24 protein-coding genes and 1 pseudogene are annotated in these 23,922 nt (G+C 63.6%); 9 read left to right on the top strand and 16 right to left on the bottom strand.

Going from position 1 to position 23,922, the window contains the following annotated elements:
* Positions 1-37 precede the first annotated feature (37 nt).
* Positions 38-1,846, bottom strand: a pseudogene (locus tag BST28156_RS23965) (thiamine pyrophosphate-requiring protein).
* A 131-nt stretch (positions 1,847-1,977) separates the two neighbouring features.
* Here BST28156_RS23965 and BST28156_RS23960 point away from each other — a divergent pair.
* The 4 genes from BST28156_RS23960 to BST28156_RS23945 are packed head-to-tail and all read left to right on the top strand — an operon-like array spanning position 1,978 to position 6,297.
* The gene (locus BST28156_RS23960; protein WP_038442195.1) at positions 1,978-3,078 is read left to right on the top strand and encodes an enolase C-terminal domain-like protein; all 1,101 of its coding nucleotides are present in this window, start codon (positions 1,978-1,980) and stop codon (positions 3,076-3,078) included.
* Positions 3,079-3,132: 54 nt separating this feature from the next.
* On the top strand, positions 3,133-3,984 hold the full coding sequence (locus tag BST28156_RS23955) for a hypothetical protein (protein WP_038442197.1): 852 nt from the start codon (positions 3,133-3,135) through the stop codon (positions 3,982-3,984).
* On the top strand, positions 3,981-4,640 hold the full coding sequence (locus BST28156_RS23950) for a gluconate 2-dehydrogenase subunit 3 family protein (protein WP_038442199.1): 660 nt from the start codon (positions 3,981-3,983) through the stop codon (positions 4,638-4,640). Before BST28156_RS23955 ends, BST28156_RS23950 begins: the two co-directional genes overlap by 4 nt.
* Positions 4,630-6,297: a GMC family oxidoreductase gene (locus tag BST28156_RS23945; protein WP_038442201.1), complete on the top strand. Its 1,668-nt coding sequence runs from the start codon at positions 4,630-4,632 to the stop codon at positions 6,295-6,297. Before BST28156_RS23950 ends, BST28156_RS23945 begins: the two co-directional genes overlap by 11 nt.
* 310 nt (positions 6,298-6,607) lie before the next feature.
* On the opposite strand, the gene petA is transcribed toward BST28156_RS23945, so the two are convergent.
* The 3 genes from petA to BST28156_RS23930 all read right to left on the bottom strand — a co-directional run bounded on the left by petA (position 6,608) and on the right by BST28156_RS23930 (position 8,786).
* Positions 6,608-7,234, bottom strand: a complete 627-nt coding sequence (gene petA, locus BST28156_RS23940) for a ubiquinol-cytochrome c reductase iron-sulfur subunit (protein WP_048803579.1) — start codon at positions 7,232-7,234, stop codon at positions 6,608-6,610.
* A 97-nt stretch (positions 7,235-7,331) separates the two neighbouring features.
* Complete coding sequence (locus tag BST28156_RS23935) at positions 7,332-7,766, bottom strand: carboxypeptidase-like regulatory domain-containing protein (RefSeq protein WP_038442203.1); 435 nt, start codon at positions 7,764-7,766, stop codon at positions 7,332-7,334.
* A 51-nt stretch (positions 7,767-7,817) separates the two neighbouring features.
* The gene (locus BST28156_RS23930) at positions 7,818-8,786 is read right to left on the bottom strand and encodes a S1C family serine protease (protein WP_052421584.1); all 969 of its coding nucleotides are present in this window, start codon (positions 8,784-8,786) and stop codon (positions 7,818-7,820) included.
* Positions 8,787-9,250: 464 nt separating this feature from the next.
* Here BST28156_RS23930 and BST28156_RS23925 point away from each other — a divergent pair, with 464 nt between their 5' ends.
* Positions 9,251-10,510 (top strand): cation:proton antiporter, encoded by a 1,260-nt coding sequence (locus BST28156_RS23925; protein WP_048803580.1) that lies wholly within the window; start codon positions 9,251-9,253, stop codon positions 10,508-10,510.
* 4 nt (positions 10,511-10,514) lie between these two features.
* On the opposite strand, the gene BST28156_RS23920 is transcribed toward BST28156_RS23925, so the two are convergent.
* From BST28156_RS23920 to atpD, 9 genes are read right to left on the bottom strand one after another with little or no spacing between them, the layout of a single operon-like run.
* Positions 10,515-11,372, bottom strand: a complete 858-nt coding sequence (locus tag BST28156_RS23920) for a F0F1 ATP synthase subunit gamma (protein ID WP_038442205.1) — start codon at positions 11,370-11,372, stop codon at positions 10,515-10,517.
* Complete coding sequence (locus BST28156_RS23915; protein WP_080746447.1) at positions 11,369-12,916, bottom strand: F0F1 ATP synthase subunit alpha; 1,548 nt, start codon at positions 12,914-12,916, stop codon at positions 11,369-11,371. The genes BST28156_RS23920 and BST28156_RS23915 overlap by 4 nt, the downstream gene beginning before the upstream one ends.
* Complete coding sequence (locus BST28156_RS23910; protein WP_038442207.1) at positions 12,894-13,646, bottom strand: F0F1 ATP synthase subunit B family protein; 753 nt, start codon at positions 13,644-13,646, stop codon at positions 12,894-12,896. The genes BST28156_RS23915 and BST28156_RS23910 overlap by 23 nt, the downstream gene beginning before the upstream one ends.
* A 9-nt stretch (positions 13,647-13,655) precedes the next feature.
* Positions 13,656-13,904, bottom strand: a complete 249-nt coding sequence (locus BST28156_RS23905) for a F0F1 ATP synthase subunit C (RefSeq protein WP_038442209.1) — start codon at positions 13,902-13,904, stop codon at positions 13,656-13,658.
* Positions 13,901-14,599, bottom strand: coding sequence for a F0F1 ATP synthase subunit A (locus BST28156_RS23900; RefSeq protein WP_038442211.1), 699 nt, complete (start codon positions 14,597-14,599; stop codon positions 13,901-13,903). Before BST28156_RS23900 ends, BST28156_RS23905 begins: the two co-directional genes overlap by 4 nt.
* Complete coding sequence (locus BST28156_RS23895; protein ID WP_038442213.1) at positions 14,596-14,880, bottom strand: N-ATPase subunit AtpR; 285 nt, start codon at positions 14,878-14,880, stop codon at positions 14,596-14,598. Before BST28156_RS23895 ends, BST28156_RS23900 begins: the two co-directional genes overlap by 4 nt.
* 3 nt (positions 14,881-14,883) lie before the next feature.
* On the bottom strand, positions 14,884-15,243 hold the full coding sequence (locus tag BST28156_RS35205; RefSeq protein WP_230942999.1) for an AtpZ/AtpI family protein: 360 nt from the start codon (positions 15,241-15,243) through the stop codon (positions 14,884-14,886).
* Positions 15,218-15,682 carry a F0F1 ATP synthase subunit epsilon gene (locus BST28156_RS23885; RefSeq protein ID WP_048803583.1) on the bottom strand — a complete coding sequence of 155 codons (465 nt, stop codon included), beginning with the start codon at positions 15,680-15,682 and terminating at the stop codon, positions 15,218-15,220. Before BST28156_RS23885 ends, BST28156_RS35205 begins: the two co-directional genes overlap by 26 nt.
* On the bottom strand, positions 15,679-17,109 hold the full coding sequence (atpD, locus tag BST28156_RS23880; protein WP_038442215.1) for a F0F1 ATP synthase subunit beta: 1,431 nt from the start codon (positions 17,107-17,109) through the stop codon (positions 15,679-15,681). The genes BST28156_RS23885 and atpD overlap by 4 nt, the downstream gene beginning before the upstream one ends.
* Positions 17,110-17,441: 332 nt before the next feature.
* Here atpD and BST28156_RS23875 point away from each other — a divergent pair, with 332 nt between their 5' ends.
* Positions 17,442-18,131, top strand: coding sequence for a CBS domain-containing protein (locus tag BST28156_RS23875; protein WP_038442414.1), 690 nt, complete (start codon positions 17,442-17,444; stop codon positions 18,129-18,131).
* A 181-nt stretch (positions 18,132-18,312) separates the two neighbouring features.
* On the opposite strand, the gene BST28156_RS23870 is transcribed toward BST28156_RS23875, so the two are convergent.
* Both BST28156_RS23870 and BST28156_RS23865 read right to left on the bottom strand, forming a co-directional pair.
* Positions 18,313-18,879 carry a cytochrome b gene (locus tag BST28156_RS23870; RefSeq protein ID WP_038442216.1) on the bottom strand — a complete coding sequence of 189 codons (567 nt, stop codon included), beginning with the start codon at positions 18,877-18,879 and terminating at the stop codon, positions 18,313-18,315.
* A gap of 43 nt (positions 18,880-18,922) precedes the next feature.
* Complete coding sequence (locus BST28156_RS23865; protein WP_038442217.1) at positions 18,923-19,297, bottom strand: cytochrome b562; 375 nt, start codon at positions 19,295-19,297, stop codon at positions 18,923-18,925.
* 163 nt (positions 19,298-19,460) lie between these two features.
* Here BST28156_RS23865 and BST28156_RS23860 point away from each other — a divergent pair, with 163 nt between their 5' ends.
* The 3 genes from BST28156_RS23860 (at position 19,461) to BST28156_RS23850 (ending at position 22,043) form a co-directional block, all read left to right on the top strand.
* Entirely contained in the window at positions 19,461-20,123 is a 663-nt protein-coding gene (locus tag BST28156_RS23860; RefSeq protein ID WP_038442218.1) for a response regulator transcription factor, read from the top strand.
* Positions 20,123-21,472, top strand: a complete 1,350-nt coding sequence (locus BST28156_RS23855; RefSeq protein WP_038442219.1) for an ATP-binding protein — start codon at positions 20,123-20,125, stop codon at positions 21,470-21,472. The genes BST28156_RS23860 and BST28156_RS23855 overlap by 1 nt, the downstream gene beginning before the upstream one ends.
* 175 nt (positions 21,473-21,647) lie before the next feature.
* A complete protein-coding gene (locus tag BST28156_RS23850; RefSeq protein WP_308507342.1) occupies positions 21,648-22,043 on the top strand; it encodes a DUF4148 domain-containing protein in 396 nt (131 codons plus the stop codon).
* 901 nt (positions 22,044-22,944) lie between these two features.
* Here BST28156_RS23850 and BST28156_RS23845 read toward each other — a convergent pair.
* Positions 22,945-23,922: Tn3 family transposase (locus tag BST28156_RS23845; RefSeq protein WP_146122722.1), on the bottom strand; the 978-nt coding region annotated here is incomplete at its 5' end.

The following is a 23,922-nucleotide window of genomic DNA, read 5'->3' as shown; positions in this document are numbered from 1 at the left end:
CGGAAAGTCGCATCGTGCGGTTCCGGCGAGCTGTTCGCTAGGACTCCTTCTTGCCGCCGTTGCCCGGCAGCACGGCCGACAGCACCTGTCGCGCCGTCTCGACGATCACGTTCGCTTCGCGCGGGTCGCCCTTCATCAGCGATTCGGCAAAATGCTTGGCCTGCTGCAGCGTCACGTGCGGCGGCAGCGGCGGCACTTCCGGATCGCTCTTGACCTCGAGCACGACGGGGCGGTCGGATGCGAGTGCCTCGTCCCACGCGGCACCGAGCTGTTCCGGATCGTCGACGTAGATGCCCTTCAGCCCGAGCAGCGTCGCGAAGCGGTAGTACGGCACGTTCGGTATCTGCTGGGACGCGTCGAGTTTCGGGTCGCCTTCCGTCACGCGCTGTTCCCACGTCACCTGGTTCAGATCCTCGTTGTTCAGCACCATGCAGATCCAGCGCGGGTCCGGCCATTGCCGCCAGTACTTCGCGACCGTGATCAGCTCCGCCATGTTGTTCATCAGCATCGCGCCGTCGCCGACCATCGCGATCACCGGGCGTACCGGATACGCGAACTTCGCGGCGATCGCATACGGTACCGCCGCGCCCATCGATGCGAGGCCGCCCGACAGCGAGCCCATCATTCCGCGCCGTATCATCAGGTCACGCGCATACCAATTTGCGCAGGATACCGAATCGCTCGTCAGGATCACGTCGTCGGGCAGCCGCGGCGACAGCTCGGTGAATGCGCGTTGCGGATTCACGCCGCGCCCCGGGCTCGCCTTCGCGGCCGCGCGCGCGGCGAGCGTCTCGTGCCAGTCCGCGTTTCATTTCGCGATCTGGTCGCGCCAGCCCGTGTCCTGCCGCTCCTTCAGCAGCGGCAACAACGCACGCAGCGTTTCGGCACTGTCGCCGACGAGGTTGACCACCATCGGATAACGCAGGCTCAGCATGTCGGCCTTCAGGTCGATCTGCACGCCGCGCGCCTGGCCTTCCTTCGGCAGGAATTCCGAATACGGGAAGCCCGAACCGACGACGAGCAGCGTGTCGCATCCGGTCATCAGCTCGTAGCTCGGCTTGGTGCCGAGCAGCCCGATCGAGCCGGTTACCCACGGCAGGTCGTCGGGCAGCGCGGCCTTGCCGAGCAGCGCCTTCGCGGCGCCCGCGCAGAGCCGGTCGGCCACCGCGATCACCTCGTCGGTCGCGCGCAGCGCGCCCGCGCCGACCAGCATCGCGACCTTCTTGCCGGCATTGAGCACATCGGCCGCGCGCTGCAGATCGTCGGCGTACGGCACGACCTTCGGCGCCGTATAGCCGACGCCCGAGTGCACGGTGCCATGCGCGCGCTTCGGCGGCGCGTAGTCGAGTTCCTGCAGGTCGTTCGGCAGCACCAGCGCGGTGACGGTGCGCGCGCCGACGGCGATGCGTACCGCGCGATCGACGAGATGGCGCACCTGGCCCGGCACGACCGCAAGCTGGACGAATGCGCCCGCAACGTCCTTGTAAAGGGCCGGGAGATCGACCTCCTGCTGATAGTGGCCACCGAGCGCCGCGCGCGCCTGCTGGCCGACGATCGCGAGCACCGGCATGTGATCGAGCCGCGCATCGTACAGGCCGGTCACGAGATGCGCGGCGCCGGGGCCGGAGGTCGCGACGCACACGCCCAGCTCGCCTGTAAATTTTGCATGCGCGGACGCCATGAAGGCCGCCATTTCCTCGTGGCGTGCCTGGATGAATTCGATCTTGCCCCCGGCCCGGCCGAGCGCGCCGAAGAAGCCGTTGATGCCGTCGCCCGGGTAGCCGTAGATGCGGCGCACGCCCCAGTCGTACAACCGTTCGACGATGAAATCCGCCACTGTTGCCATGCCGTTTCTCCTTGGTTCCGGATGAGCCGTGGCGAGGCGGCCGCGCAAAGCACGTGCCGCGCCGCGTGCGCCGGGCACAGCGATTGCACGCGACGTCCGCAAGGAAAAAGCAAGCTGACCGGAGCGCAACGATGGCACTTTCCGCCGCGCCGGCGATCGACGACGTGCGCGCCCGCGCGTACCGCGTGCCGACCGACCGGCCCGAAGCCGATGGCACTTACGCGTGGCACGCGACGACGATCGTCGTCGTCGGCATCGACGCGGGGCCGGTGACCGGCCTCGGCTATACGTACACCGACGCGAGCGCCGCGTCGCTCGTCACGTCCATGCTGGCGGACGTGCTGCGCAACCGGCCGCTCGCGGACATCCCGGCCGCCGTCGATGCGATGTGGCGCGCGGTGCGCAATATCGGGCGCGGCGGCATCGCGGCGACCGCGATCTCCGCACTCGACAACGCGCTGTGGGACGCGAAGGCCAAGCTCGCCGGCGTGCCGCTCGCGCTGCTGCTCGGCCGGATGCGCGAGCGCGTGCCGGTGTACGGCAGCGGCGGCTTCACGACCTACGACGATGCAACGCTCGCCGCGCAGTTCGACGGCTGGCGCGGCGAAGGCGTCCGTGCATGCAAGATGAAGATCGGCGTACACGATGCGTGCGATCCGTCGCGCGTGCGCGTCGCGCGCGACGCGCTCGGCCCCGACGTCGAGCTGTTCGTCGATGCAAACGGTGCGTATGCGCCGCGCACCGCGCTCGCGTTCGCGGAGTCGGTCGCCGATTGCGCGATCCGCTGGTTCGAAGAGCCGGTCAGCAGCGACGACGTCGAAGGGTTGCGGTTCGTGCGCGAACACGTTGGCGCGCGGGTGGACGTCGCGGCCGGCGAATACGCGTACACGCCCGACGATTTTCGGCGCCTGCTCGAACGCGGCGCGGTTGACGTGCTGCAGGCCGACGCGACGCGCTGCGGCGGCATCAGCGGGTTTCTCGCGGCGGCCGCGCTCGCCGATGCGCATCACGTCGACGTGTCCGCGCATTGCGCGCCCGCGCTGCACCGGCACGTCGGTTGCGTCGCGCCGCGCATGCGCCACATCGAATGGTTCCACGATCACGTGCGGATCGAACGAATGCTGTTCGACGGCGCACCGGTGCTCGTCGACGGCGCGCTCGAGATCGACACGGCGCGCCCTGGCCTCGGCCTCGAACTGCGCACCGCCGACGTCGCCGAATTCGCAATGTGAATGCTCCCGGAAAATTCCGGCGTCACGGCGCGTCATCATCAACAAGGAGGACCGATGCGACCCCCCCGACACCGCGCGGACGAGCACGACAGGTTGATGACCGATGCCGCGCGGCTGCTGAACCGCAGCGCGCTGCTGCTCGCCGGATCGGTGCTTGCCGACAGCGGCATCGAGCACTATCGCGGCACGTTCCATAATCGCGCGATGATCGCGCCGCTGGCCGCGTCGACGCTGTCGGTGCTCGCAAGCGTGCACGGTCACGCCGACGACACGCCCGAACGGCATCGTCTGCGCGACGCGGTGCACGTCGCGTCGGCGGCGGTCGGTCTCGCCGGGTCCGCGTTCCATCTGTACAACGTGACGAAGCGGCCGGGCCGGTTCAGCTGGCACAACCTGTTCTACGGGGCGCCGCTCGGCGCGCCGTTCGCGCTGCTGTTGTCGGGCCTGCTCGGCGCGACGGGCGAGCGGCTGCGCGCGCGTCCGGCCGACGCGCCGCGTCTCGCGGGCCTGCCTGCGGGCCGCGCGCTGGCCGGGCTGGTCGCGGCCGGGCTCGTCGGCACGCTTGGTGAAGTCGGGTTGCTGCATTTTCGCGGTGCGTTCCAGCATCGCGCGATGTTCGTCCCGCTCATCGTGCCGCCGATAGCCGCACTGAGCGCCGCGCGGATCGCGACGTCCCACCCGTGCGGCGACCGGTGCTTCAGCCGCTGGTGGATGCGCGCGACGGCCTTGCTCGGCTTCGTCGGCGTCGCGTTCCATGCGCGCGGGGTCGCGCGGCAAATGGGCGGCTGGCGCAACTGGTCGCAGAACGTGTTGTCCGGGCCGCCGCTGCCGGCGCCGCCGAGCTTCACGGCACTCGCGATCGCCGGCCTCGCCGCGACCGCACTCGCCGAACGGGAGGGACGATGAAGCGAGCCAGCGACGACGCGGTCGCGCTGCCGCGCTTTTCCGGCTACGACGTGCTCGCGAAGCGCGACACGCCATCGTGGAACGACGCGACCCGTCGTGCGATCGACGCGCGGCTGCGGGTCGCCGCGACCGCGCCGCGCCATTTCGATGCCGAGCAGTACGCGACGCTCGGCGCGCTGTGCGACCGCATCGTCCCGCAGCGGGAGGGCGGCTCCGGGACGGTGCCCACCGCCGCACTGATCGACGCCCGGCTCGCGACCGACGAAGGCGACGGCTTTCGCGACGCGCGTCTGCCGCCGTTGCGTGTCGCGTGGCACACGGGCCTCGCCGCGCTCGACACGATGGCGCGCCACGCGTACGGCCGGCCGTTCGCGTCACTCGCCGAGAGCGACGCCGATGCATTGCTGCGCGCCGTCCAGCAGGGGCAAGTCGACCGCAAGGTCGAAGCCGCATGGGCCGGCATGGACCCGCGGATGTTCTTCTCGAAACGCGTGCTGATGGACATTTGCGGCGCGTACTACAGCCACCCGTTCGCATGGAACGAGATCGGCTTCGGCGGCCCGGCGAGCCCGCGCGGCTACGTGCGGATGGATTTCAACCGGCGCGATCCGTGGGAAGCGAGGATGGACGGGGAGGGCGATCGCGATGGACACTGATTCGCTGTACGCCGGCAAGCCGCGCGGTTGCGACGGCCGCGCGCCCGATCCGTTGCGCGTGGGCGGCTGGTCGCCGATGCGAATGTTCCGCGACGACGAGCCTGTCGACTTCGTGATCGTCGGCACCGGCGCGGGCGGCGGCACGCTCGCGTGCCGGCTTGCCGAGCATGGTTTTTCCGTCGTCGCGCTCGATGCGGGCGCATGGTGGCGGCCTCTGGAGGAATTCGCCTCCGACGAATCGCACCAGCGCAAGCTGTTCTGGACCGACGAGCGGATTTGCGACGGCGCGAACCCGCTGACGCTCGGCACCAACAACAGCGGCCGCGCGATCGGCGGCAGCACCGTGCACTTCGCGATGGTGTCGCTGCGCTTTCGGCCCGAATGGTTCCGCTCGCGCACGCTGCTCGGTTACGGCGTCGACTGGCCGCTCGACTGGCGCGAGATGTGGCGCTACTACCGCGAAGTCGAGCAGGCGCTGAAGATCAGCGGGCCGGTGAACTATCCCTGGGGACCGCCGCGCCCGCGCTACCCGTACCGCGCCCATGAACTGAACGCGGCCGCGCTCGTGCTCGCGCGCGGCGCCGAGGCGCTCGGCATCGACTGGACGCCGACGCCGCTCGCGACGCTGTCCGCGCCGCGCGGCCGCGCGCATCCGTGCGTGTATCGCGGCTTCTGCATCGCCGGCTGCGCGACCAACGCGAAGCAGAGCGCGCTGGTCACGTGGATTCCGCGCGCGGTCGCGGCCGGCGCCGAAGTGCGCGACCTCGCGATGGCGTTGCGGATCGACGCGCAAGGCGATCGCGTGACGGGCGTGCATTACCGGCGCGACGGCCGCACGCATTTCCAGCGCGCGCGCAACGTCGTGGTCGCCGGTTACGCGATCGAGACGCCGCGGTTGCTGCTGCTGTCCGCGACCGGACGCCATCCGCAAGGCCTCGCGAACAGCTCCGGCCTGGTCGGCCGCTACTTGATGGCGCAGCTGAACCAGGCATCGTGGGGGACGATGGACGACGAAGTGCGCTGGTACAAGGGACCGCCGTCGCTGTCGATCACCGAGCACTGGAATTACGCGGACGAAGGCAAGGATTTCTTCGGCGGCTACTGCTGGATGAGCCAGGGGCCGCTGCCGATCGAATGGGCGCGCAAGGTTGCCGCGCGCGGGCTGTGGGGCGACGCGCTAAAGCGCGAGATGGCGCGCTACAACTTCCAGGCGGGGCTGAAGATCGTCGGCGAGACGCTGCCGCGCGAGGACAACCGCGTAACGCTGGCGGACGAGCGCGACGTGTTCGGGCTGCCGGTTGCGCGCGTCACCTATTCGTACGACGACAACGATCGCCGGATGATCCGTCATGCGTTCGCGCAGATGGACCGGTCGCTCGAAGCCGCCGGTGCGCGCGACATCTGGCACGAGGAAGACGACACGTGCCACCTCGCGGGCACGGTGCGGATGGGCGACGATCCGGCGACGAGCGTCGTCGATGCCGACTGCCGCAGCTGGGACATTCCGAACCTGTGGGTCTGCGACGGCTCGGTGTTTCCGACGGTCGGCGGCGTCAACCCGTCGCTGACGATCCAGGCGATCGCGTGCCGCACGGCCGACCGCATCCGCGCGCTCGTCGCGCGCGGCGAGGCGCATGCGCGCGCACGACGCCGATAGGGTCAGCCGCAATGCAGCATGCAGTACCGCTTTCGGGGACTATCTGATTGAGCGAGAAGTACAGCTCTTCGCCGAATTTGACGTCTTCGCTTTGCTATGTGCGAGCGTCCATGCATCGTCTACGGCACGTCATGTGCATCACTCAGAGACCTGCTGCAATTGCCATCTCCCATTGTCTATCGGCAGACTCCGGATCGCTATGGCCCGCGCGGAGCCATTGATGAAATTGCGCAATAGGTGACGTAACAGACGTTCTCCCGGATCTTAGCGGCAGAGGAGATATGGCGTGGTCGGACACCCTGGCGGCGGACTATGCCGGCCCATGTTCGTCCTGACCGATCAGAAGTTCGATCGGCGACAGGAACATGTAACGTGGCACGTCGAGGTTCTGCGGTGCTGGCTTGTCGCGGAATACCCGTCCGGCGAGATCGTAGGTCGAGCCGTGGCAGGGACACAGAAAGCCGCCTAGCCAGTTATCCGGTAGGTTTGGCTGAGACCCTGGTTGAAACCGAGGTGTCGGCGTGCAACCGAGGTGCGTACAGACGCCAACCACGACCAGAATGTTCCGATGGTCGGCTCGCGAGCGAAAGGTGTTTTGGCAATAAAGCGGCAATGGCATTGAGAAGGCGTGGCGCGAGTCAGGATCAGCGACGAGCGGAGTCGCCGTGATGACGCTTTCAAGCATGGCCGGCGAACGGTCGACGATGAATACTGGCTTCCCGCGCCATGCAACGGTCAACATTGCGCCTTCGGTCAAGCGACTGATGTCGACCTTGACTGGTGCGCCGGCGGCCAGCGCATTGGCGGGGGGTGTCAGGGAATCAACGAAAGGAATGGCGGCCGCGATGCCGCCGATGCCGCTCGCGACGGATGTCGCGATCAGCCAACGGCGGCGCTTAATGTCGGGCCCCACCGGCTCGGTCGGATTCTCGTCCATGTCGACTCCTTCGACGCAGCTGTCTTTCATGCTTTCCGGGTCACTGCCATGCCCGACACCTTGGCCGAGCAGATGGGGCCGGCTCCCGGAGGTCGAGCTACATTGTCCAGACGAACACCGAGTGAGCATGCGACGACTTGCGTACGTCGACGCTTCGCTGCATGGCCTGCCCCTTATAGCTGGCCGACACGGTATAGCGCCCGTCGGGCATCGAGACGAGCAGGAATGGCCCGGTGGTTCGCGTCGAGAGCACGGTCTTGCCATGTGCATCGACGATCTTGACCGGGACATCGGCCAAATAGTCGTTCCCGCTGCTCGTATGCCCCGCAAACTCGAGCACGAGCGGATACTTGCCCATTTGCTGTTTGATTGCAGCCGATTGATCACTACCGATGCCGCCGGATAGATAGGTCACGTTGCCAGCGTGTTCGGGCTGCGGCAGTGATGCCTGCTCGGCGGAAAACGCGTCATGGGCGAACACGGCAATCGTCACGGCGACGACGCCGAGCGCTGTTCTGGACGAGTACTTCATGACTGACTCCTTGAATGTGCGCCATACCGAGCTGCCGGCAGCGAAACATGCTCAACCTGCGTCCGTGGCTGGATTGTTTGGCCGCATCGGCCGGAACGCCTTGGCAAGCGGGGGCGTCTCCTCCTTCGCCGAGACTCCGAGTTGTCCATGCACGGCCTTGCCATGCAACTTCAACTGGCGTTCGACCTTCATGGCCTTGTCGATGGGTATCGCAAAGGCGAGACCCTGATACACGTTGCCGTCGTCCGGAGGTGGCGCTTCGATACCGACGACTTCACCCTTGAGGTTCAGGAGCGGACTACCGCCGTCCCCGGAGTGTTCCGTAAGATCGGTCTGGATCAACGGAACGTACGATTGATCGGGAAGCAGACGGGAGAGGTTGCTGACGATACCTTTGACGATCGAGGTTCCCAGCCCGTAGGGCGAACCGATCGAGGCGACCCATTCGCCGGCCTTGAGCATCGCAGGTGATCCGATCCGGGCGACAGGCAGACCCGTCGCATGAATATGAAGCAGCGCGACACCGCTCGCCGGATCGCTGCCGATCAACCGTGCGTGGTACGTTTGCCCGTCGGCGAGGGTAACGGCGATCCTCGATGCGCCCGCAACGTCGCCGGCATCGGTGAGGATGTCGCCGTCCGACGAGATGATAAAGCCGCTGGCGTGCCGCTGTGCCAGGGCACCGTGATCGGTGCCGGGTGGGGCTGAAAATTCCTCGAAGAAGCCGAGGAACGGCGCGTTCGCGCTGCCGGGCGGGGGCCATAATTGCTGCACACTCGACATCGCGTCGATCTTGTACACCTTGACGGTCACGACGGCGGGACCGTCGATTCGCGCCATGTTCTCGAAGTCGGACACGATTCCCGGGTAGGCCGTGAAGCCCGGGCTTGTGGACAGAACGGCCTGCGGAGCTCGTGTCGCCGTTGCAGGCGACAGCGATCCTTTCGCCATGCAACTCGCAGACACTGCCGCTATGGCCAGACTGGTAAGCGCGATACGCTTGAACCCGATGATTGCCATGACTACGCTCCCATCGCAGCGTGCCGAATGCACCGCGTATAGCCGCCCACAGGGCTATTTCATGACACGACGATTCCACCGTAGGTCGCCAAAATTAAATTTTGCTTAAAAGGCTGGAATCAGCGTGCCGTTGAAAGGAACGTGCATTGCGGCTTCTCGAGCGGCGAGGTGGTCAAGGCCCCGCAGGCGAGAGCCCGCGCCCACGCAGATCAATGAACAGAGCAATGATCGGCAAAAAAGCGGTTTCGACCGCAGAAACGGCGAAGCGCTACTCAGCCATCCCCAATGAACGTCGCATGCGGAAAGGGCGAACATCCGGCCCGCTTCCTCCAGGGTCCTGATGGTGGCTGGAAGGCGCAACATTGGCTTCACCCTACCGGCAGTATGGCATTCCTGTCACACTGTGACCTTTCTATTTCGGCGCGCGGCAGCACACCGTTCGGCCGGCCATCGGATCGATTGACATGACGTTTTTCCACGCGCTGACTGCGTTGATCGTCCTGGCGGCATTGGGCTGCTACGTCAATCATCGCGTTTTCCATTTGCCGCCGACGATTGGGGTGATGACGATCGCACTGGTGGCAACCGTCTTGCTCGTCATATTGGGCGAATTCGGCGCAATCGACGTGACGCGCTTCACGCGGCTGATACCCGAGATCGACTTCAGCGAACTCCTGTTTCACGGCTTCCTGCCGTTTCTTCTGTTTGCCGGCGCGTTGCATGTCGATTTTCACGATCTCCGACAGGTGAAGTGGACAGTCGGCGTGCTCTCGACTGTCGGCACACTGATCTCTACCGTGTTCGTCGGTACTGCGTTCTGGTATGCATCATGGTGGCTGGGCGTACGGATCGGCTTCATCTATGCGTTGCTGTTCGGCGCGCTCATCTCGCCTACCGACCCAATTGCCGTGATGAGCATCATCAAGAAGGCGGGTGCTCCAAGGGAATTGGAAACCCGAATTACCGGGGAAAGCCTGTTTAACGACGGCGTGGGTGCGATCGTTTTCCTGACGCTTCTGAGTATCACAACTGCGGCTCGCGAACCCGGTGTCTTCGACGTAGCCTTGTTGTTTCTCCAACAGGCGGTCGGTGGCGCCTTGGCAGGATGGCTGGCTGGGTGGATCGTATCCCGTCTTGTCGCAGGTATCGACAATCATCACGTCGAGATCCTGCTATCGATCGCGCTCTGCATGGGATCCTATGCGTTGGCGGAACTTGGCCGCGCATCGGGCCCGATCGCGGTGGTCGTGGCCGGGCTGTTCGCCGGCAACCACCGGGCGATGAAGACGGTCTCCGGCCAGACGGGGGAGTATCTGAGCATATTCTGGGAGGTCGTCGACGAGATGATGAACAGCGTGCTCTTTCTGCTGATTGGACTTGAAGTCCTCTCAATCCATCAGAGCCGAACGTATTTGATGGCCGGAATGATCGCCGTCTGCTGTGTGCTGGTGGGGCGTACGGTCAGCGTGGCCATTCCGCTCGGGGTGATCGGTCTGCGGATCCGGTTTCCGAAAGGCACGACCAGACTGATGATCTGGGGGGGCTTGCGCGGTGCCATCTCGCTCGCACTCGCGCTTTTGCTTCCCCGTGGGCCCCAGCGGGAGCTGATCGTGACCATAACCTACGTCGTCGTCGTCTTTTCCGTACTGACTCAGGGCACCACGTTCGGATGGCTGTTGCGGAACTTAACATCGCCGCCCGAACCGACCATTACGGCACCGTAGCGATTCATGAAGCGGGCGTCCCCTCGACGGTCGACAATTCGACGATTTCGGCAGTGATCTGTTCCTGCCTCAAGCGGTGATAGTCCCGGTTCAGCCGCTGCGCTGTGTCGTCGATATTGCGTTTCGCCGCGATCATCGCGCGCATTCTCGCTTCGTTCTCCGCGGCGAACGACAGAATGATGGCCTCGCATACCTGGGTGTAGACGTATTCCTCGGCCAGTCTTTCCTGCAGTTGTTGTATCGGGAGCGTGACGACAGGCGGGAAGGGCCGTCTGGCCGGTTCGAACCGCCGGAAATCGAACGGCAGCAGCGAAGTCGACTGTACAGCCGATTCGCCAGCCGCTTGCGGCGCTCCGTGGACGAGCGTGACGTGCGAGGCGTTACCGTGACGCAGGCAGCCGTAAAGCGCATCGATGATCCTGGCTGCGAGATCGGACACCATATCGGCGTGACCGATCATTTCCGACGACCAGGTGACCGGCAGATTGAGCGCGTCGGCAGCGGCTCTTGCACGATCACCTACGACGAAGTACTCGACGGCAACATTCGCAGGCGCACAAATCGACTGGAACACGCGTTGGTTGTAAATGCCCACGAAGCCGTGCTCCGCGCCGATGACGATAAAGACGTGAGTGTCGGCCGGAACGGGCGGCTCTCGGTTTTCTGATGGGCATTGGGCGGCAATGCCCATTGCGTCCGCGATCGCAAGGCCGATCAGGTCGGCGCAAGCCCGGATGCCCGGCAGGCGGGAGAGCGCTTCTCGCGTCCGTGTCGCTGCGATACCGCGCATCGCACTTACCACGGATCCCAGTTCGCGGACCGTACCCAATCGATTCTGGACTTCGTCGAGCCGATTGCTCATCGACCGCTCCTGATTTCCGCGGACTGCGGAATGAGGTCGTGGACAATGCGAACAAGCGCCGTTCGGTCGTCGGATGACACTTTTCCGCCGGCAAGGAGGATTGGCCCCAATCTTGTCGCGATGCCGGTCGAATCTAGACGGGCGGGAAGCGCGACTCGCACGGCAGCGATCGTCGACAGTGCACACGCATCGAATACACCGTCGGCCAGCGCAAACAGCAACGCAATCTCGCCAACCGGGCGTAGCGGCGCAAATCGCGGCTGCGAAATCAATGTCCGAATACGCTCTCCACGAGCGATTTGCGCCTTGATCCTCGTGTCGCCGAGACCGCCGAAGCGCGTGAACATCTCGAGCTCGAGAAACTGTGCATAGTCGAGCCGCAACCTTCCCGAGGCGGCTCTCAATGCCGGCAGTTGTGCCTTGCCGCCAACCCGGCTGATGCTGAGTCCGACATCGATCGCGGGGCGCTGGTTGGCGGCGAACAAGTGTGCATCCAGCACGATCTGGCCGTCGGTAATCGAGATCAGATTGGTCGGAATGTATGCCGCCAGGTTTCCGGCGTCGGTTTCCGCAATGGGGAGCGCGGTCAACGAGCCGCCGCAGCGTTCCACGGATAGCTTGGCGGCACGCTCCAGCAGACGGGCGTGCAGATAGAAGATGTCGCCCGGATACGCTTCGCGCCCCGGCGGATCTCGTGCAAGCAATGCCAGTTCCCGATGGGTGGCGGCATGCTTGGTCAGGTCGTCGATGACGACGAGCGCATGCTCGCCCCGATCCCTGAAGTACTCCGCGATGCTGAACGCTGCAAATGGGGCAATCCATTGCAGGCCGGGCGGATCTGCCGCCGAAGCGACGACGAAGATGCAGCGTTCCGGTGCACCGTGCAGCCGAACCGCATCGATCACGCGCTCGACCGCGGTGGCCCGCTGACCGATCGCCACGTAGACGCAGATCATGTCGGAATGTTTCTGGTTGACGATCGCGTCGACCGCGATGGACGTCTTGCCCGTTGCGCGATCGCCGATGATCAGTTCGCGCTGCCCGCGGCCGATCGCGAAAAGCGCGTCGATCAGGAGAATGCCCGTTTCGACCGGTTGAGAGACCGGTGCGCGTTCGATGATCGACGGTGCGGCGCGTTCGATCGGGAGGGATAGCTTGCATTTCGGCGGCTGTCCGCGATCGAGCGGCCTCCCGAGTGGGTCGACGACGCGTCCGAGCAGGTCCGGACCTACCGGAACCTCAACCACGCAGCCGGTGCCGGATACGCGCGTGCCAGCGGCAATGCCGCTGCTGTCGTCGAGCAGCACGCAACTTAGCGTGTCGACGTCCAGCTTGAGCGCGAAGCCGTACTGTCCGTCCCCGAACTGCAACAGCTCGTTCAGGCGAACATGCGGGAGGCCGCTAACCTGTGCGATGCCGTCAGCGATATGCTCCACGCGCCCAACCGATTCCGCCTGCGGCGCAAGATTCAGCGACGCCAGCACGGCTCTGCCGTCCGTCAGCCATGCGTCGTCGGAGTCGTTATGCACGTCGTTCGTCGCCACGGGAGATGAGTCCGCTTCTCAGGGATTCCAGGCTATGTCGAAAACTGTTTCGCACGATCAGGTGAGGTGCGACGAGCTCGAGTCCCGCGATCAGGGTGGGATCGACTTCGGTTCGAATGCAGAGGGTGTGGCCCGATGCTGTCGCGAGCATCGAGCGGCAATGAGCCAGTTCGTCGTCGTTCAACGTGCGCGGGGCTATCAAGCGCAACGTTTCGCCTTCGCGGCCGAGGCAAGCGCGGTCCTCCGCGGGCAGGGCACGGACTGCGTCGGCGAGCGGAGCAATGAATCCCTCTACCAGCGTGCTCGACGGGAGCGTCGCAAGCAACCGCGCCGCGATGTCGACGGCAAACTGGCCGGCCCGCTCGGCATTGGCACGCAGCGCGTCGTCCTTCATTGCCGCAGCTTCAGCCTCAGCCGTCTTTCTGAGCATATCGGCCTCGGCGTGCGCATCGGCGAGCAGGGTCGCCTTGAGGCGCTCAGCCTCCGACGCCACCGCACTCAATCGATCAAGACGCTCTGCATCCTGCGCGGCGCTTTCCCTTGCGGCTTTGTCGCGATCCTGCCGCGCTGCATCGCGGGCAGCCGACGCCTCTTGCAGGAGGCGTGCGGCGGCCTGCTGACGATCCGCCATGATCTTGGCGACCGGCTTGAACAGCAAGCGCGACAGCAGCCAGATCAGGACGAGGACGTTGATCGTCTGGAAGCCGAGTGTCCACCAGTCGATTCGCATGGCTAACGCCTACTTGATAAACGGATTGGCGAACAGAACGAGCAGGGCGACCACGAGACAGTAGATCGCCATGGTTTCGATCATGGCCAGACCGACAAACAACGTCCGCGAAATCGTGCCTGCCGATTCCGGCTGACGCGCCAGCGCGTCCATCGCGGCCGCGACGGCGCGACCTTCGGCCAGCGCCGGCCCAATCGCGCCGAATGAAACGGCAAGGGCTGCCGCGACGATGCTCACCAGCTGAATCCAGTTGCTCATGATGCTCCTTGCCGTGGATGCGGCGTGGCTGCGCGCTCGTCGCCGAGCGCAGCGCCGATGAACACCGCCGCGAGTACCGTGAAGATGTACGCCTGAACCGCACCTGTCAGCAGATCGAGCGCCATGAGCGGGATCGGCACTAGAAGACCCGCGAGCGACAGCACGATACCGATCACGAACACGCCGCTCATGACGTTGCCGAACAGGCGCACGACCAGTGAAAAGGTACGGGTTATCTGTTCGACCAGATTGAGCGGAATCATGATCCAGGTCGGTTGAGCGAACGAGGCGAGATAGCGGGCGAGCCCGCGTTCGTGGACGCCGTAAAACACCGTCGACGCGAACACGACGGCTGCGAGGGCCGCATCAGTTTCGAGATGAGCGGTAGGCGGTTCGACGCCGGGAATCAAGCCGGACCAATTGGAAGTCAGGATGAACAGGAACAACGTTCCAAGCAAGGCGCGGCAACGTGCGGGGTCGATTTGCATCGTGTCCTGCAGCTGGCTGTCGAGCGCGGAGACGAACAGTTCCACCGCCGTCTCGAGTTTGCCCGGGGTCAACGACAGTCGCCTGCGCATCGCGGCCGCGGTGACGGCGACGAGCGCCATCAGGGCCCAGGTGGTTGCGACCGGCGTCGACACTGGAATCGCCCCGATGCGAAGCAGCGGTTCGGTCATGAGCGGTGAATGCATCATGACGAACCTCCCGGCAAGCGGATCATCGCGCGGCGAGCGAGCATGATGCCGGCGAGGCCGCTCAGCAACGCAACGTATCCGATATGCGCCAGACCGAACAGCACCAGGGCGAGCGTGCCGAAACGAACGAGATGCACGATTATGGCGATGCTGATTGCATCCCTGACGTACCAGCGCACATTAGCGAGTAGCGACGCAAAATAGGCGAACCCGACGACGCCACCGGTCACGCCACCGGCAGCCATCTGGAGGGGAATCGACAATGAATGGACCGGCACCACGTTTCAGCTCCCTGGGCCCTGGCGATGCATCCAGCGCCACGCGGACCACAAACCGAATGCAGCGCCCAGCATCAGTAACGGCGCGGAGAAAAACACGCCGGTATGAAAATGTCGGTCGAGCCAATGGCCCGCCCAGAGTGCCAGCAAGGCCGGAATCACGATCATCCAGCCAAGCATGCCGATCTGCCCCAGTCTGGAGCCCAGTGTCGGCTCCGGTACATCGCGCGCCTGCCGGTCTCTCCGGACGGCGCGTTGCGTGGTTTGCTCGAGTACCCCCGCGACGGGCTTGGGCGCTTTCACGTCCTGGTCGCGCGGGGCAGGAGCGGGTTTTCGTGAATTACCGGCCATGACCGTTGCCTTCATTCGTGCCATCCGCATGTCCGGCCGCAGCCGGAGTGCCGGGGCGCAAGTACTTCAGCACCTGCCGGATCGCCTGGGCATTGAGGCGCGTTTGCTCGACCCGCACTCGGCGGGCCGCATCGGTTCGAGATTCGCGGGCTCCCCGGACGCGGGTTTCGAGCGTCTCAAGCGCGTCCCCGAGTTCGCCGTCACGACACGCGATATTGATGTCTTTTCCGTTGACGACTCGCAACACGCCACCGCTTACGGTGCAAAACCTGCGCGTGCCATCCGCGGTGCGCCAACGCATGACGCAGGGCGACAGCACGGTGAGAAAATCCGCATGTCCGGGCAGAACACCGAAACTGCCGGTCGCATCCTCCGCACGGAAGGCAAGGACATCAGGTGCGTCGACCAGCATCCCGGCGGGCGTCGCGATGGTCATGTGAAGCGCCGTGCTCATGACGTTTCCCGCTCCCGCTCGCGTGCTTCGTCCAGCGTCCCGAGCATGTACAGCGATTGTTCCCGCCAAGCGTCGCATTCGCCGTCCAGAATCGCGCGGCATCCTGCAATCGTGTCGTCAACCGCGACGGAGCGGCCGGGCACACCCGTGAACGCTTCGGTGACGGCGAACGGCTGGGTCAGAAACCGCTGCAGACGGCGGGCCCGGCCGACGATCCTGCGGTCATCCGCTCCCAGTTCCTCGATGCCGAGCAGCGAGATGACATCCTGCAGTTCCCGGTAGTGCTCGATCGTGCGCCGTACATCCGTTGCGATCTGAACGTGTTCGGCGCCAACCACCAGCGGATCGAGCAGGATCGACGACGAGGTGATCGGATCGATCGCCGGATACATGCCTTCGGCGGCCATTGTGCGGGACAGAACGACCATGCTGTCGACGTGCGCGGCGATGGTCGTGACTGCAGGGTCCGTGAAATCGTCCGCCGGAACGTAGACGGCCTCGATCGCCGTGATCGAGACGCCGCCGACGGATACGATGCGCTCCTGCAACGCCGCCACTTCGGTGGCGAGCGTCGGCTGATAGCCGACGCGTGACGGGAGTCTGCCGAGCAATCCCGACACTTCGGCGCCGGCCTGGACGAAGCGGAATACGTTGTCCATCAGGAGCAGCACGTTCTGGTGCTGCTCGTCGCGAAAGTACTCGGCCACAGTCAGGGCGGTCAGCGGAACGCGCCAGCGCGCTCCCGGGGGCTCGTTCATCTGACCATACACGAGCACGGTCTTCGGCAGCACACCGGAATGCTGCATGTCCACCAGCAGTTCGTGGCCTTCTCGCGACCGCTCCCCGACGCCGGCGAACACCGAGATTCCCTTGTATCGCTCGACCATCGCATGAATCAACTCCATGACGAGGACCGTCTTGCCCACGCCGGCACCGCCGAACATCGCCGCCTTGCCGCCCCGCGCGAGAGGGGCAAGGAGATCGACGACCTTGATGCCGGTCGCGAAGATGCCCATTGCGCTGTCCTGTGAGGACAATGCAGGCGGCGTTTGATGGATGGGGCGGCGCTGCACATCGACCGGAAGCGGTTCGCCCCGATCGCCCGGCGTGCCCATCACGTCGATCAGTCGACCGAGTACGGCATTGCCGACCGGAACCGCGATCGGCTGACATGACGCTTGCGCCGACGCGCCTCTGGGCAATCCGCTGGTCGACTGCATAGCCAGTGCCCGCACGGTCCTCTCATCGAGGTGGGCTTGTACTTCCGCAACGATCGAACCGCCGCCATCGACTTCGATCGAGATCGCGGTGTCCACCGGGGGTAGTGTCCCTGCCGGGAACGCGAGATCGACGACGGCGCCGCGCACCGCGACGACGCTTCCGGGAAGCTGCGGGCTGGAGACATTGGCGATCGTGGCGGTATTCATCGGTTTTCGTCGCTGTTGGGGGGCACCCGTGCACCGGTCATCGCCGTACGAGTCCGCGTCACTGGCAAAAGCCACGAGCCAATATTTACCGCGATGCATCCTGTCGACGATTGATCGTGATCAAGGGGCCTGTCGCCGAGCTGGCTGAGAGGTGGGAGTGGGGATGGGGTTGTTCACGCCAAAACTCCACCGATACCCGGCAATGTGCGCCGTGCAAGCCAGATTGACGCACATCAACGAGCCGGTGCGCTCGTCACCTAATCTCGATATTGGAAACGCAGACAAGCGCCGGCTATTGGCACATGACTGAAACAGGTGCGAGGAGGCTGACAATGCACGCCATTGACGTCATGACACCCTCGGTCGTTTCCGTGAAACCGGATATGAGCGTTCAGCAAACGGCGGCGCTTCTCGTCGAGAATGGAATAAGTGGCGCGCCCGTGATCGACGCGAATGGACGGTTGGTCGGGATGATCAGCCAGTCGGACCTGGTGCGACGCGTGGAGATCGAAACGGACAGGCCACATCGCGCCTGGTGGATGGAACTGCTGACTGCCCGCAGCGACGATGCCGCCGCCTATGTGAAAACGCATGCGCATCTCGTCAAGGATGTCATGACGAAGCACGTCGTCACTGTTCAGGAGATGACGCCGATCGACGAGGTGGCCCGTATTCTCGAAAAGCTGCACATCAGACGCGTTCCTGTCGTGCGCGGCAATGAGGTGGTGGGGATCGTGAGCCGCGCCAATCTGGTTCAGGCACTCGCGATTTCGCCGTCAGCGCCGAACCTGCAACAGATCCTCAGTGACCGCGAGATTCGAGGGATGTTGTTGGCCGAGATCGCAGGCCGAAAGTGGAGCTTTCCCGGCCGAAACGTGATCGTCAAGAACGGAGTTGTCCATCTGTGGGGGTACTATGCCTGGGCACCGAACGAGGTGCAAGCGATGCGCGTCGCGGCAGAGGGAATCCCCGGCGTCAAGGGTGTAGAAGATCACACGGGCGTATTGCATTCGGATGCGTAGGACGAGAAGCAGCGACTGTGCGTAGAGCGCGAGCCGGATTGACGTCGCATGGGAGGGCCACGGTTGCTTTGAGCCTCTAGAGAATTGCTCGACGCAGGCTCTCCGTCGGTGAAGGCGTTGCACTTATCCTTGCAGCCACGAGACCGGAGTTGCCTGGTCGCCGTAAGCTACATTGCTGGCTTTAGCCGATATCCTCCGCTTGAGTTTCATGCTGGCCGGCGCACGTCGACCACGGCAAGATGCGGGGAAGAATGTTCTCCGTCCGGATCACCCGATGCGCCAGTGCCCCGAGTATATGGACGCCGACCAATGCGGCAAGTCCATATGCCGTCAGTGCGTGCAGTTCGCCTAGCCACTGCGACAGGGCACGACTTTTCGGCGCTAGCGTTGGCAACGAAAAGAATCCGAAGCAACTGGCCGTATGCCCGGCGGCGTTCGTCTTCATCCATCCGAGCAGCGGGATGACAAGCATCAGCACATAAAGCAGGCGGTGAACTGTGCGTTCGACGAGGCGGGCCGCCGTGCCGGCTGGATTGATCGACGGCGGCAACACGCGTCGCTTTCGGACCCGATTCCCGAGACGAACCAGTACAAGGCCGAGAATGACGATGCCGATCGACTTGTGCAGACCGACGAGATCCTCGTTGTCGTCCAGCAGCAGGCCAACGATCAAGTTGCCGATCAGCGCGATGGCCAGCAGCCAGTGCAGCATGCTTATCGACAGTGGATAGCGGGTGACAATTTTCATGACGGGAATATCGTTTCCGTGGCAAAAGCGTGGTCGGCCGCAGTCAGCCGAGCAGATCGTGATAGTGCTTCTTCGTGCCGTTGATTCGTCGTAGCGCCTGCTTGGCGGCTGACAGATCGTTGGCCTGGATCGCATGGTCGACTTCGGCCAGTTGACCCTGCAAGGTGCGCATCCCTTCGTCATAGGTCGGCTGGTCATCACGATACTTCTGGCGGCTAGCCCGTTGCGCATCGCTTTCGAGCTGGCCCATATAGGCTTTCATTTCGGGAATCGTCTGGCTGTTCGCCGCACCTTGCATCGCGTGCTTCATGTCCCGCATCAGCGTCTTGATCTCGCCGGCGCAGGCCGGCGCGGCGGCCACGGAAAGCAGCACGGCCAGCGCTGCGCAGAATCGGAGTCGGAGCAACGGACTGTTCATGGTCATAATTCGGTTGCGAATATCGGTGACGCGACCTTATGGTGCGGACGTTAACGAATTCTTAAGGACCGAAATTATCTGCGCCCGTCTTGATGACCGCCCGTTCCAGCGGTTATCGTGCGGCAAGGGACGGCATGTCCGGAACTGACAGGAACACGACGCCATGCGGGTGCTACTCGTGGAAGACGACAAGCTGATCGGAAGCGGGGTGGAAGACGGCCTGATCGATGCAGGCATGACGGTCGACTGGGCGCATGACGGCAGGCAGGCCCAGCTCGCGCTCGAAACCACGCCGTATGATCTCGTCGTGCTCGATCTCGGTCTGCCCCGCATGTCGGGGGTTGAATTGCTGGACTGGCTCCGCAAGCGCCGCGACCATACACCGGTGCTCGTCATGACCGCGCGCGATACGGTGGCCGACCGCGTGAGCGGTTTGAGCGCGGGTGCCGACGATTATCTCGGCAAGCCGTTCGACCTGATCGAGCTGATCGCCCGCTGCCGGGCGCTCGTGCGCCGTTCGCAAGGCCGCGGCACCGACACGATCGAATATGGCGACCTGACGGTCGACCCCGCGTTGATGACCGTGACGAGAGGTTCCGAGCGAATCGCCCTGACATCGCGCGAATGCGCGTTGCTGGTCGAATTGATGGCGAATCAGGGCCGCCCGCTCTCACGTGCGCAGCTCCAGGACAGCCTCTATGGCTGGAACGAAGAAATCGAAAGCAATGCGATCGATGTGCATGTGTCGAATCTGCGCAAGAAATTGGGCACCGATCTGATCCGGACAATCCGCGGTGTCGGATACGTGGTGGAGAAGGCATCGTGATGCGCTCGATCCGGCAACGACTCACCTTGCTCGTGTTGTCGGGAGTCGTGGTGGTCTGGGCGTACTCGCTGGTGTCGAGCTACCGCCAGGCGATTCACGAAGCGGAGGAATGGGACGAAACCCGCATCGAGCAAATTGCCAGGGGGCTGACCGCGCTCGATGCCTCCGATCTCCCGGTTTTTGCGGACATCGCGCTCGGTTCGTCGGAAGACGACGACGGCGACAATGATGCGGCGCCGCGGATGCTGTACCAGGTCAGCGACGCCGGCGGACGCATCCTGGCCGCCAGTCCGGGGCTTGACTCGCTCGATCTACCGGTGTTTCCCGCTGCCGCATCGAGCCCGGCCCGGTTCGGCAATCCGAAGTGGCACGCGTATGTGCTGACCGATGCCGCGCGCGGCCGCACCGTGCGTATCTTCGAGCAACGCACGCACCGATCCGACTTGTCCGCGGAAGTAGCGCGCCGCGTCGCACGGCCGCTCGCATTCGCGTTGCCCGTGTTGGCGGTGTTGATCTGGCTGGCGATCGGACGCAGCCTGACACCTCTGCGGACGCTGTCCGAGGCGATCGAGGCACGTTCGCCCGACAGCCTGGACGCAATCGGCACGAATGGCACCCCTGACGAAGTGCGGCCGTTGGTCGCCGCACTTAACACATTGCTGCAACGTCTGCGCGGCTCTCTCGATCGCGAGCGTGCGTTTACGAGCGACGCCGCACACGAGCTCAAGACCCCACTCGCCGCGCTCAAGGTTCAGGCACAGGTCGCGCTCACGGCGCGCGATCCTGACCGTCAGCGGCGCGCCATGCAACGAGTCGTCGAGGGCGTCGACCGAAGTACGCATCTTGCGGACCAGTTGCTTGCACTGGCACGACTCGACGAGACGGTACCGATGCCTGGCGAGGACATCGATATCGCGCGCATCGTGCAAGCCTGTATCGACGACCACCAGGCGCGCGCGGATCGCAAGAGGATTGCGCTGAATTCGCGTGTCGACGGACCAGTCATCGCACATGTGCCATCGACGTTGGTGCGTGTCTTGCTGGACAACCTCGTCGATAACGCGATCAAGTACGGGCGCGAGCAGGGGCGCGTCGAAATCGCGTCGTGGCGCGATGCCGGCGCCATCGGCCTCCAGGTACAGGACGACGGGCACGGCGTCTCGGACGAAGATTTGTCTCGATTACAGGATCGCTTCTTTCGCGGTGCGGACCATGAAGAAAGCGGCAGCGGACTGGGGCTATCCATCGTTTCGCGCATCGTGACCAAACTTGGGGGTAGGTTCATGTATATCGATGGGCTCGACGGAAAGGGGTTGGGCGTTCGTGTCGTGTTGCCCGCATCGGCTTGATTCGGCATCCATGGTATGAGGTTCGCCGTTGCTTCTCGGGCAGGGTAGGCAATGCGCAGCGCTTCCTGAACGCACGCGCCGTCATGATTTCAGTCGTTCCGTGTCGATCGGCTAACTTCGGACCTGGCGGCGTCATGTCTAATGCGCTCAAGGACGCGCAGTTAACATTGCCTTCATGTTGAGCGGGGCATGCTGGCATTACGGCAGAAGAGGCTTCCTTGGATGCCGACCCTGTTCATTGGAGGTTGAAATCATGAAATTCGCTATCGGTACCATCATATTGGCCATGGGCATCGCTCCCATGTTTGCCTCGGCAGGTCAGTCGAGTGGCGCCTTGACCAGGGCGGAAGTTCGTGCGCAGCTCGTACAGATCGAGCAAGCCGGCTATAACCCAGCCAGAAAGGACATCCATTATCCGCGGTCGATCCAGCAAGCCGAGGCACGCATCCGGTCTTCGGAATCGAGGCACGCGGATGCGTCCGGATATGGGCCCGCGCAGCCGTCGGGATCTGACTCGGGGGCAGCAGTCCAGAGCCACGCGTCGGCACGTTCGTTGTACTTGCATCATTGACGCGACGTACATACCATCGCTCTGTCATCCGGTGAGGTATTCACGATCGAACGATAATTTCGCCGCTCAATCGCTTCGTTCGCGGACGTGTTTACATGCAGCCGTGCCCCGCAGGGCCACACATGAAACATCGCGAGTAGTCAAAAAAATAACCCGATGTTGAACCGGGTCAAACGAGAGTCGTAGCCGGGAGGGCCAACAAGATTGGGGGGGACCGCAGTCAATGCCGCGGCTGCTGGCACTCGGCGTGGACGATGCAAATAATTTTTGGCGCGATGTGAGTAATCGTAGCCATCTCCGATAGACCAGATTGACACACAATACTTGAGGCATCCTTAAGTACAATCTGAAGCTCATTTCGGATACGGAATTAAGTTGACATAAATCTATTTTATCGGTGATTTCGATAGAACCGCGCTATTGTGTCCGACACCATGCACGGATACCGACCACCTTAGTTCCAAGCCACAAGAACCGCGGAACCGTGACCGTCTCGACCGACAGGACGTCAAGGCCGTCACGCGCGATCGCAGAATTTAGCGCCTCGATCGCTGCATTGGTCTGCGACTCTGGCCTGTCGGCATCGAGTTGGAAGAACGGAATTTCGATCACGCGGAAGGTCATTATTTCCCTCACTCAAACTTACTAAAAGTGCGAATAGCGCCGTACGATGCGATCGCGGCGCATACGCAGCGCTTCTAGGGGTCCTTTGATTTCTATGCGCTTTTCCGGTTAGACGCCTTTAAGCCTGGCAAGGCTTTGCCTTGTGGCCCCAAAAAATGATTCCAACAAAACAATGGGTTAGTGTCTACCCTTCGCTAACGAAGCAGAAGGCATCTCCAGACGTGACCGCGTTGAAGATGAGCGGTCCCTCGACCGGCGGCGCCAGTACACCCCGTCGTTAGGCGCTCCGACTGGTTGACGGAATGGGGTTGTCGGCCGCGATGCTCGGTAAGATCCGCTTTGCGTACAGTGACACGGGAAAATTGAAGGTGCCGCGCAAGTTGATGCCCTCGATATGAGTGGGGGCGATTCGCCGGAGTTGCTCGGTCGCGATCGGTTGCCCTCGGCGAGCTTCGATGTTCTCCAGGGCTCGTTGCATGTGGGTGGTGTTCCAAGCCATCAAGATGTTCGAGAGCAGGGTCAACGCCGATGACACTGCCGCGAGAGATTCTTGGCGCCGAGCTAGCTCCACCGGAATGCGACCGATGTGAATTGCGCGTTGCACGGTATGCACCGCTTCTCCCCGATTCAGGGCATGTTGCAACTCCGACCGGAAAGAGGCATTGGTGAAGTAGTCGATCAAAAAGATACTTCTGAATAAGCGGCCGATCTGAACGCCGCCATCGTACACAGCCTGCCCTCGAGCAGCTGATCCGAATCTGGCAATCGCTTCGACAGCCGTGCATTGACCAGAGCGAATCGATGCGGCGATCCTCACGAATTCGTCCCACACGTCAACGATGAGACCGAGTCGGACGTCCCGATCCGTGACCCCTGCGAGCCGCGCCGGTATCGCCTGACTGCGAGGCACGTGTAGACGTCTGTCACGAAGGTGTGACAGGCGAGGGCATAAATCAAAGCCAAGTGCCCGGGACACTCCCATCGCGAAATCGGTGTAGCCGTGGGTATCGACAGCGAGCTGAGCGATGTCCTTGGTAGCGTTTTGCCGGACGACGCCCTCGATTGCTGCACCTGCCTGCCGCTCATTCAGGACGATGGGTTGGTCGTAGAAAATGCCCCAACGATCCAGCACATGCGTGTACATCCCGATGGATGCAGTCCGGCGACGTGGATCCGCTCGCGCTCGCCAAATCGTCCGGGTTGTCTCCAGCGACATCATGTCGGACGATGCTAGATCGGCTCGCCCCCAGTGGGC

This window comes from Burkholderia pseudomultivorans, from assembly GCF_902499075.1.
GTDB classification, from domain to species: domain Bacteria; phylum Pseudomonadota; class Gammaproteobacteria; order Burkholderiales; family Burkholderiaceae; genus Burkholderia; species Burkholderia pseudomultivorans.
The sequence above is the reverse complement of the archived record's forward strand: the minus strand, read 5'-3'. Positions and strand labels throughout refer to the sequence as shown.

Coding starts and splice junctions, on each gene's coding strand:
- BST28156_RS23960 (WP_038442195.1), top strand. CDS start 1,978: ATGGCACTTTCCGCCGCGCCGGCGATCGACGACGTGCGCGCCCGCGCG.
- BST28156_RS23955 (WP_038442197.1), top strand. CDS start 3,133: ATGCGACCCCCCCGACACCGCGCGGACGAGCACGACAGGTTGATGACC.
- BST28156_RS23950 (WP_038442199.1), top strand. CDS start 3,981: ATGAAGCGAGCCAGCGACGACGCGGTCGCGCTGCCGCGCTTTTCCGGC.
- BST28156_RS23945 (WP_038442201.1), top strand. CDS start 4,630: ATGGACACTGATTCGCTGTACGCCGGCAAGCCGCGCGGTTGCGACGGC.
- petA (WP_048803579.1), bottom strand. CDS start 7,234: ATGGACGAGAATCCGACCGAGCCGGTGGGGCCCGACATTAAGCGCCGC.
- BST28156_RS23935 (WP_038442203.1), bottom strand. CDS start 7,766: ATGAAGTACTCGTCCAGAACAGCGCTCGGCGTCGTCGCCGTGACGATT.
- BST28156_RS23930 (WP_052421584.1), bottom strand. CDS start 8,786: ATGGCAATCATCGGGTTCAAGCGTATCGCGCTTACCAGTCTGGCCATA.
- BST28156_RS23925 (WP_048803580.1), top strand. CDS start 9,251: ATGACGTTTTTCCACGCGCTGACTGCGTTGATCGTCCTGGCGGCATTG.
- BST28156_RS23920 (WP_038442205.1), bottom strand. CDS start 11,372: ATGAGCAATCGGCTCGACGAAGTCCAGAATCGATTGGGTACGGTCCGC.
- BST28156_RS23910 (WP_038442207.1), bottom strand. CDS start 13,646: ATGCGAATCGACTGGTGGACACTCGGCTTCCAGACGATCAACGTCCTC.
- BST28156_RS23905 (WP_038442209.1), bottom strand. CDS start 13,904: ATGAGCAACTGGATTCAGCTGGTGAGCATCGTCGCGGCAGCCCTTGCC.
- BST28156_RS23900 (WP_038442211.1), bottom strand. CDS start 14,599: ATGATGCATTCACCGCTCATGACCGAACCGCTGCTTCGCATCGGGGCG.
- BST28156_RS35205 (WP_230942999.1), bottom strand. CDS start 15,243: ATGAAGGCAACGGTCATGGCCGGTAATTCACGAAAACCCGCTCCTGCC.
- BST28156_RS23885 (WP_048803583.1), bottom strand. CDS start 15,682: ATGAGCACGGCGCTTCACATGACCATCGCGACGCCCGCCGGGATGCTG.
- atpD (WP_038442215.1), bottom strand. CDS start 17,109: ATGAATACCGCCACGATCGCCAATGTCTCCAGCCCGCAGCTTCCCGGA.
- BST28156_RS23875 (WP_038442414.1), top strand. CDS start 17,442: ATGCACGCCATTGACGTCATGACACCCTCGGTCGTTTCCGTGAAACCG.
- BST28156_RS23870 (WP_038442216.1), bottom strand. CDS start 18,879: ATGAAAATTGTCACCCGCTATCCACTGTCGATAAGCATGCTGCACTGG.
- BST28156_RS23865 (WP_038442217.1), bottom strand. CDS start 19,297: ATGAACAGTCCGTTGCTCCGACTCCGATTCTGCGCAGCGCTGGCCGTG.
- BST28156_RS23860 (WP_038442218.1), top strand. CDS start 19,461: ATGCGGGTGCTACTCGTGGAAGACGACAAGCTGATCGGAAGCGGGGTG.
- BST28156_RS23855 (WP_038442219.1), top strand. CDS start 20,123: ATGCGCTCGATCCGGCAACGACTCACCTTGCTCGTGTTGTCGGGAGTC.
- BST28156_RS23850 (WP_308507342.1), top strand. CDS start 21,648: ATGTTGAGCGGGGCATGCTGGCATTACGGCAGAAGAGGCTTCCTTGGA.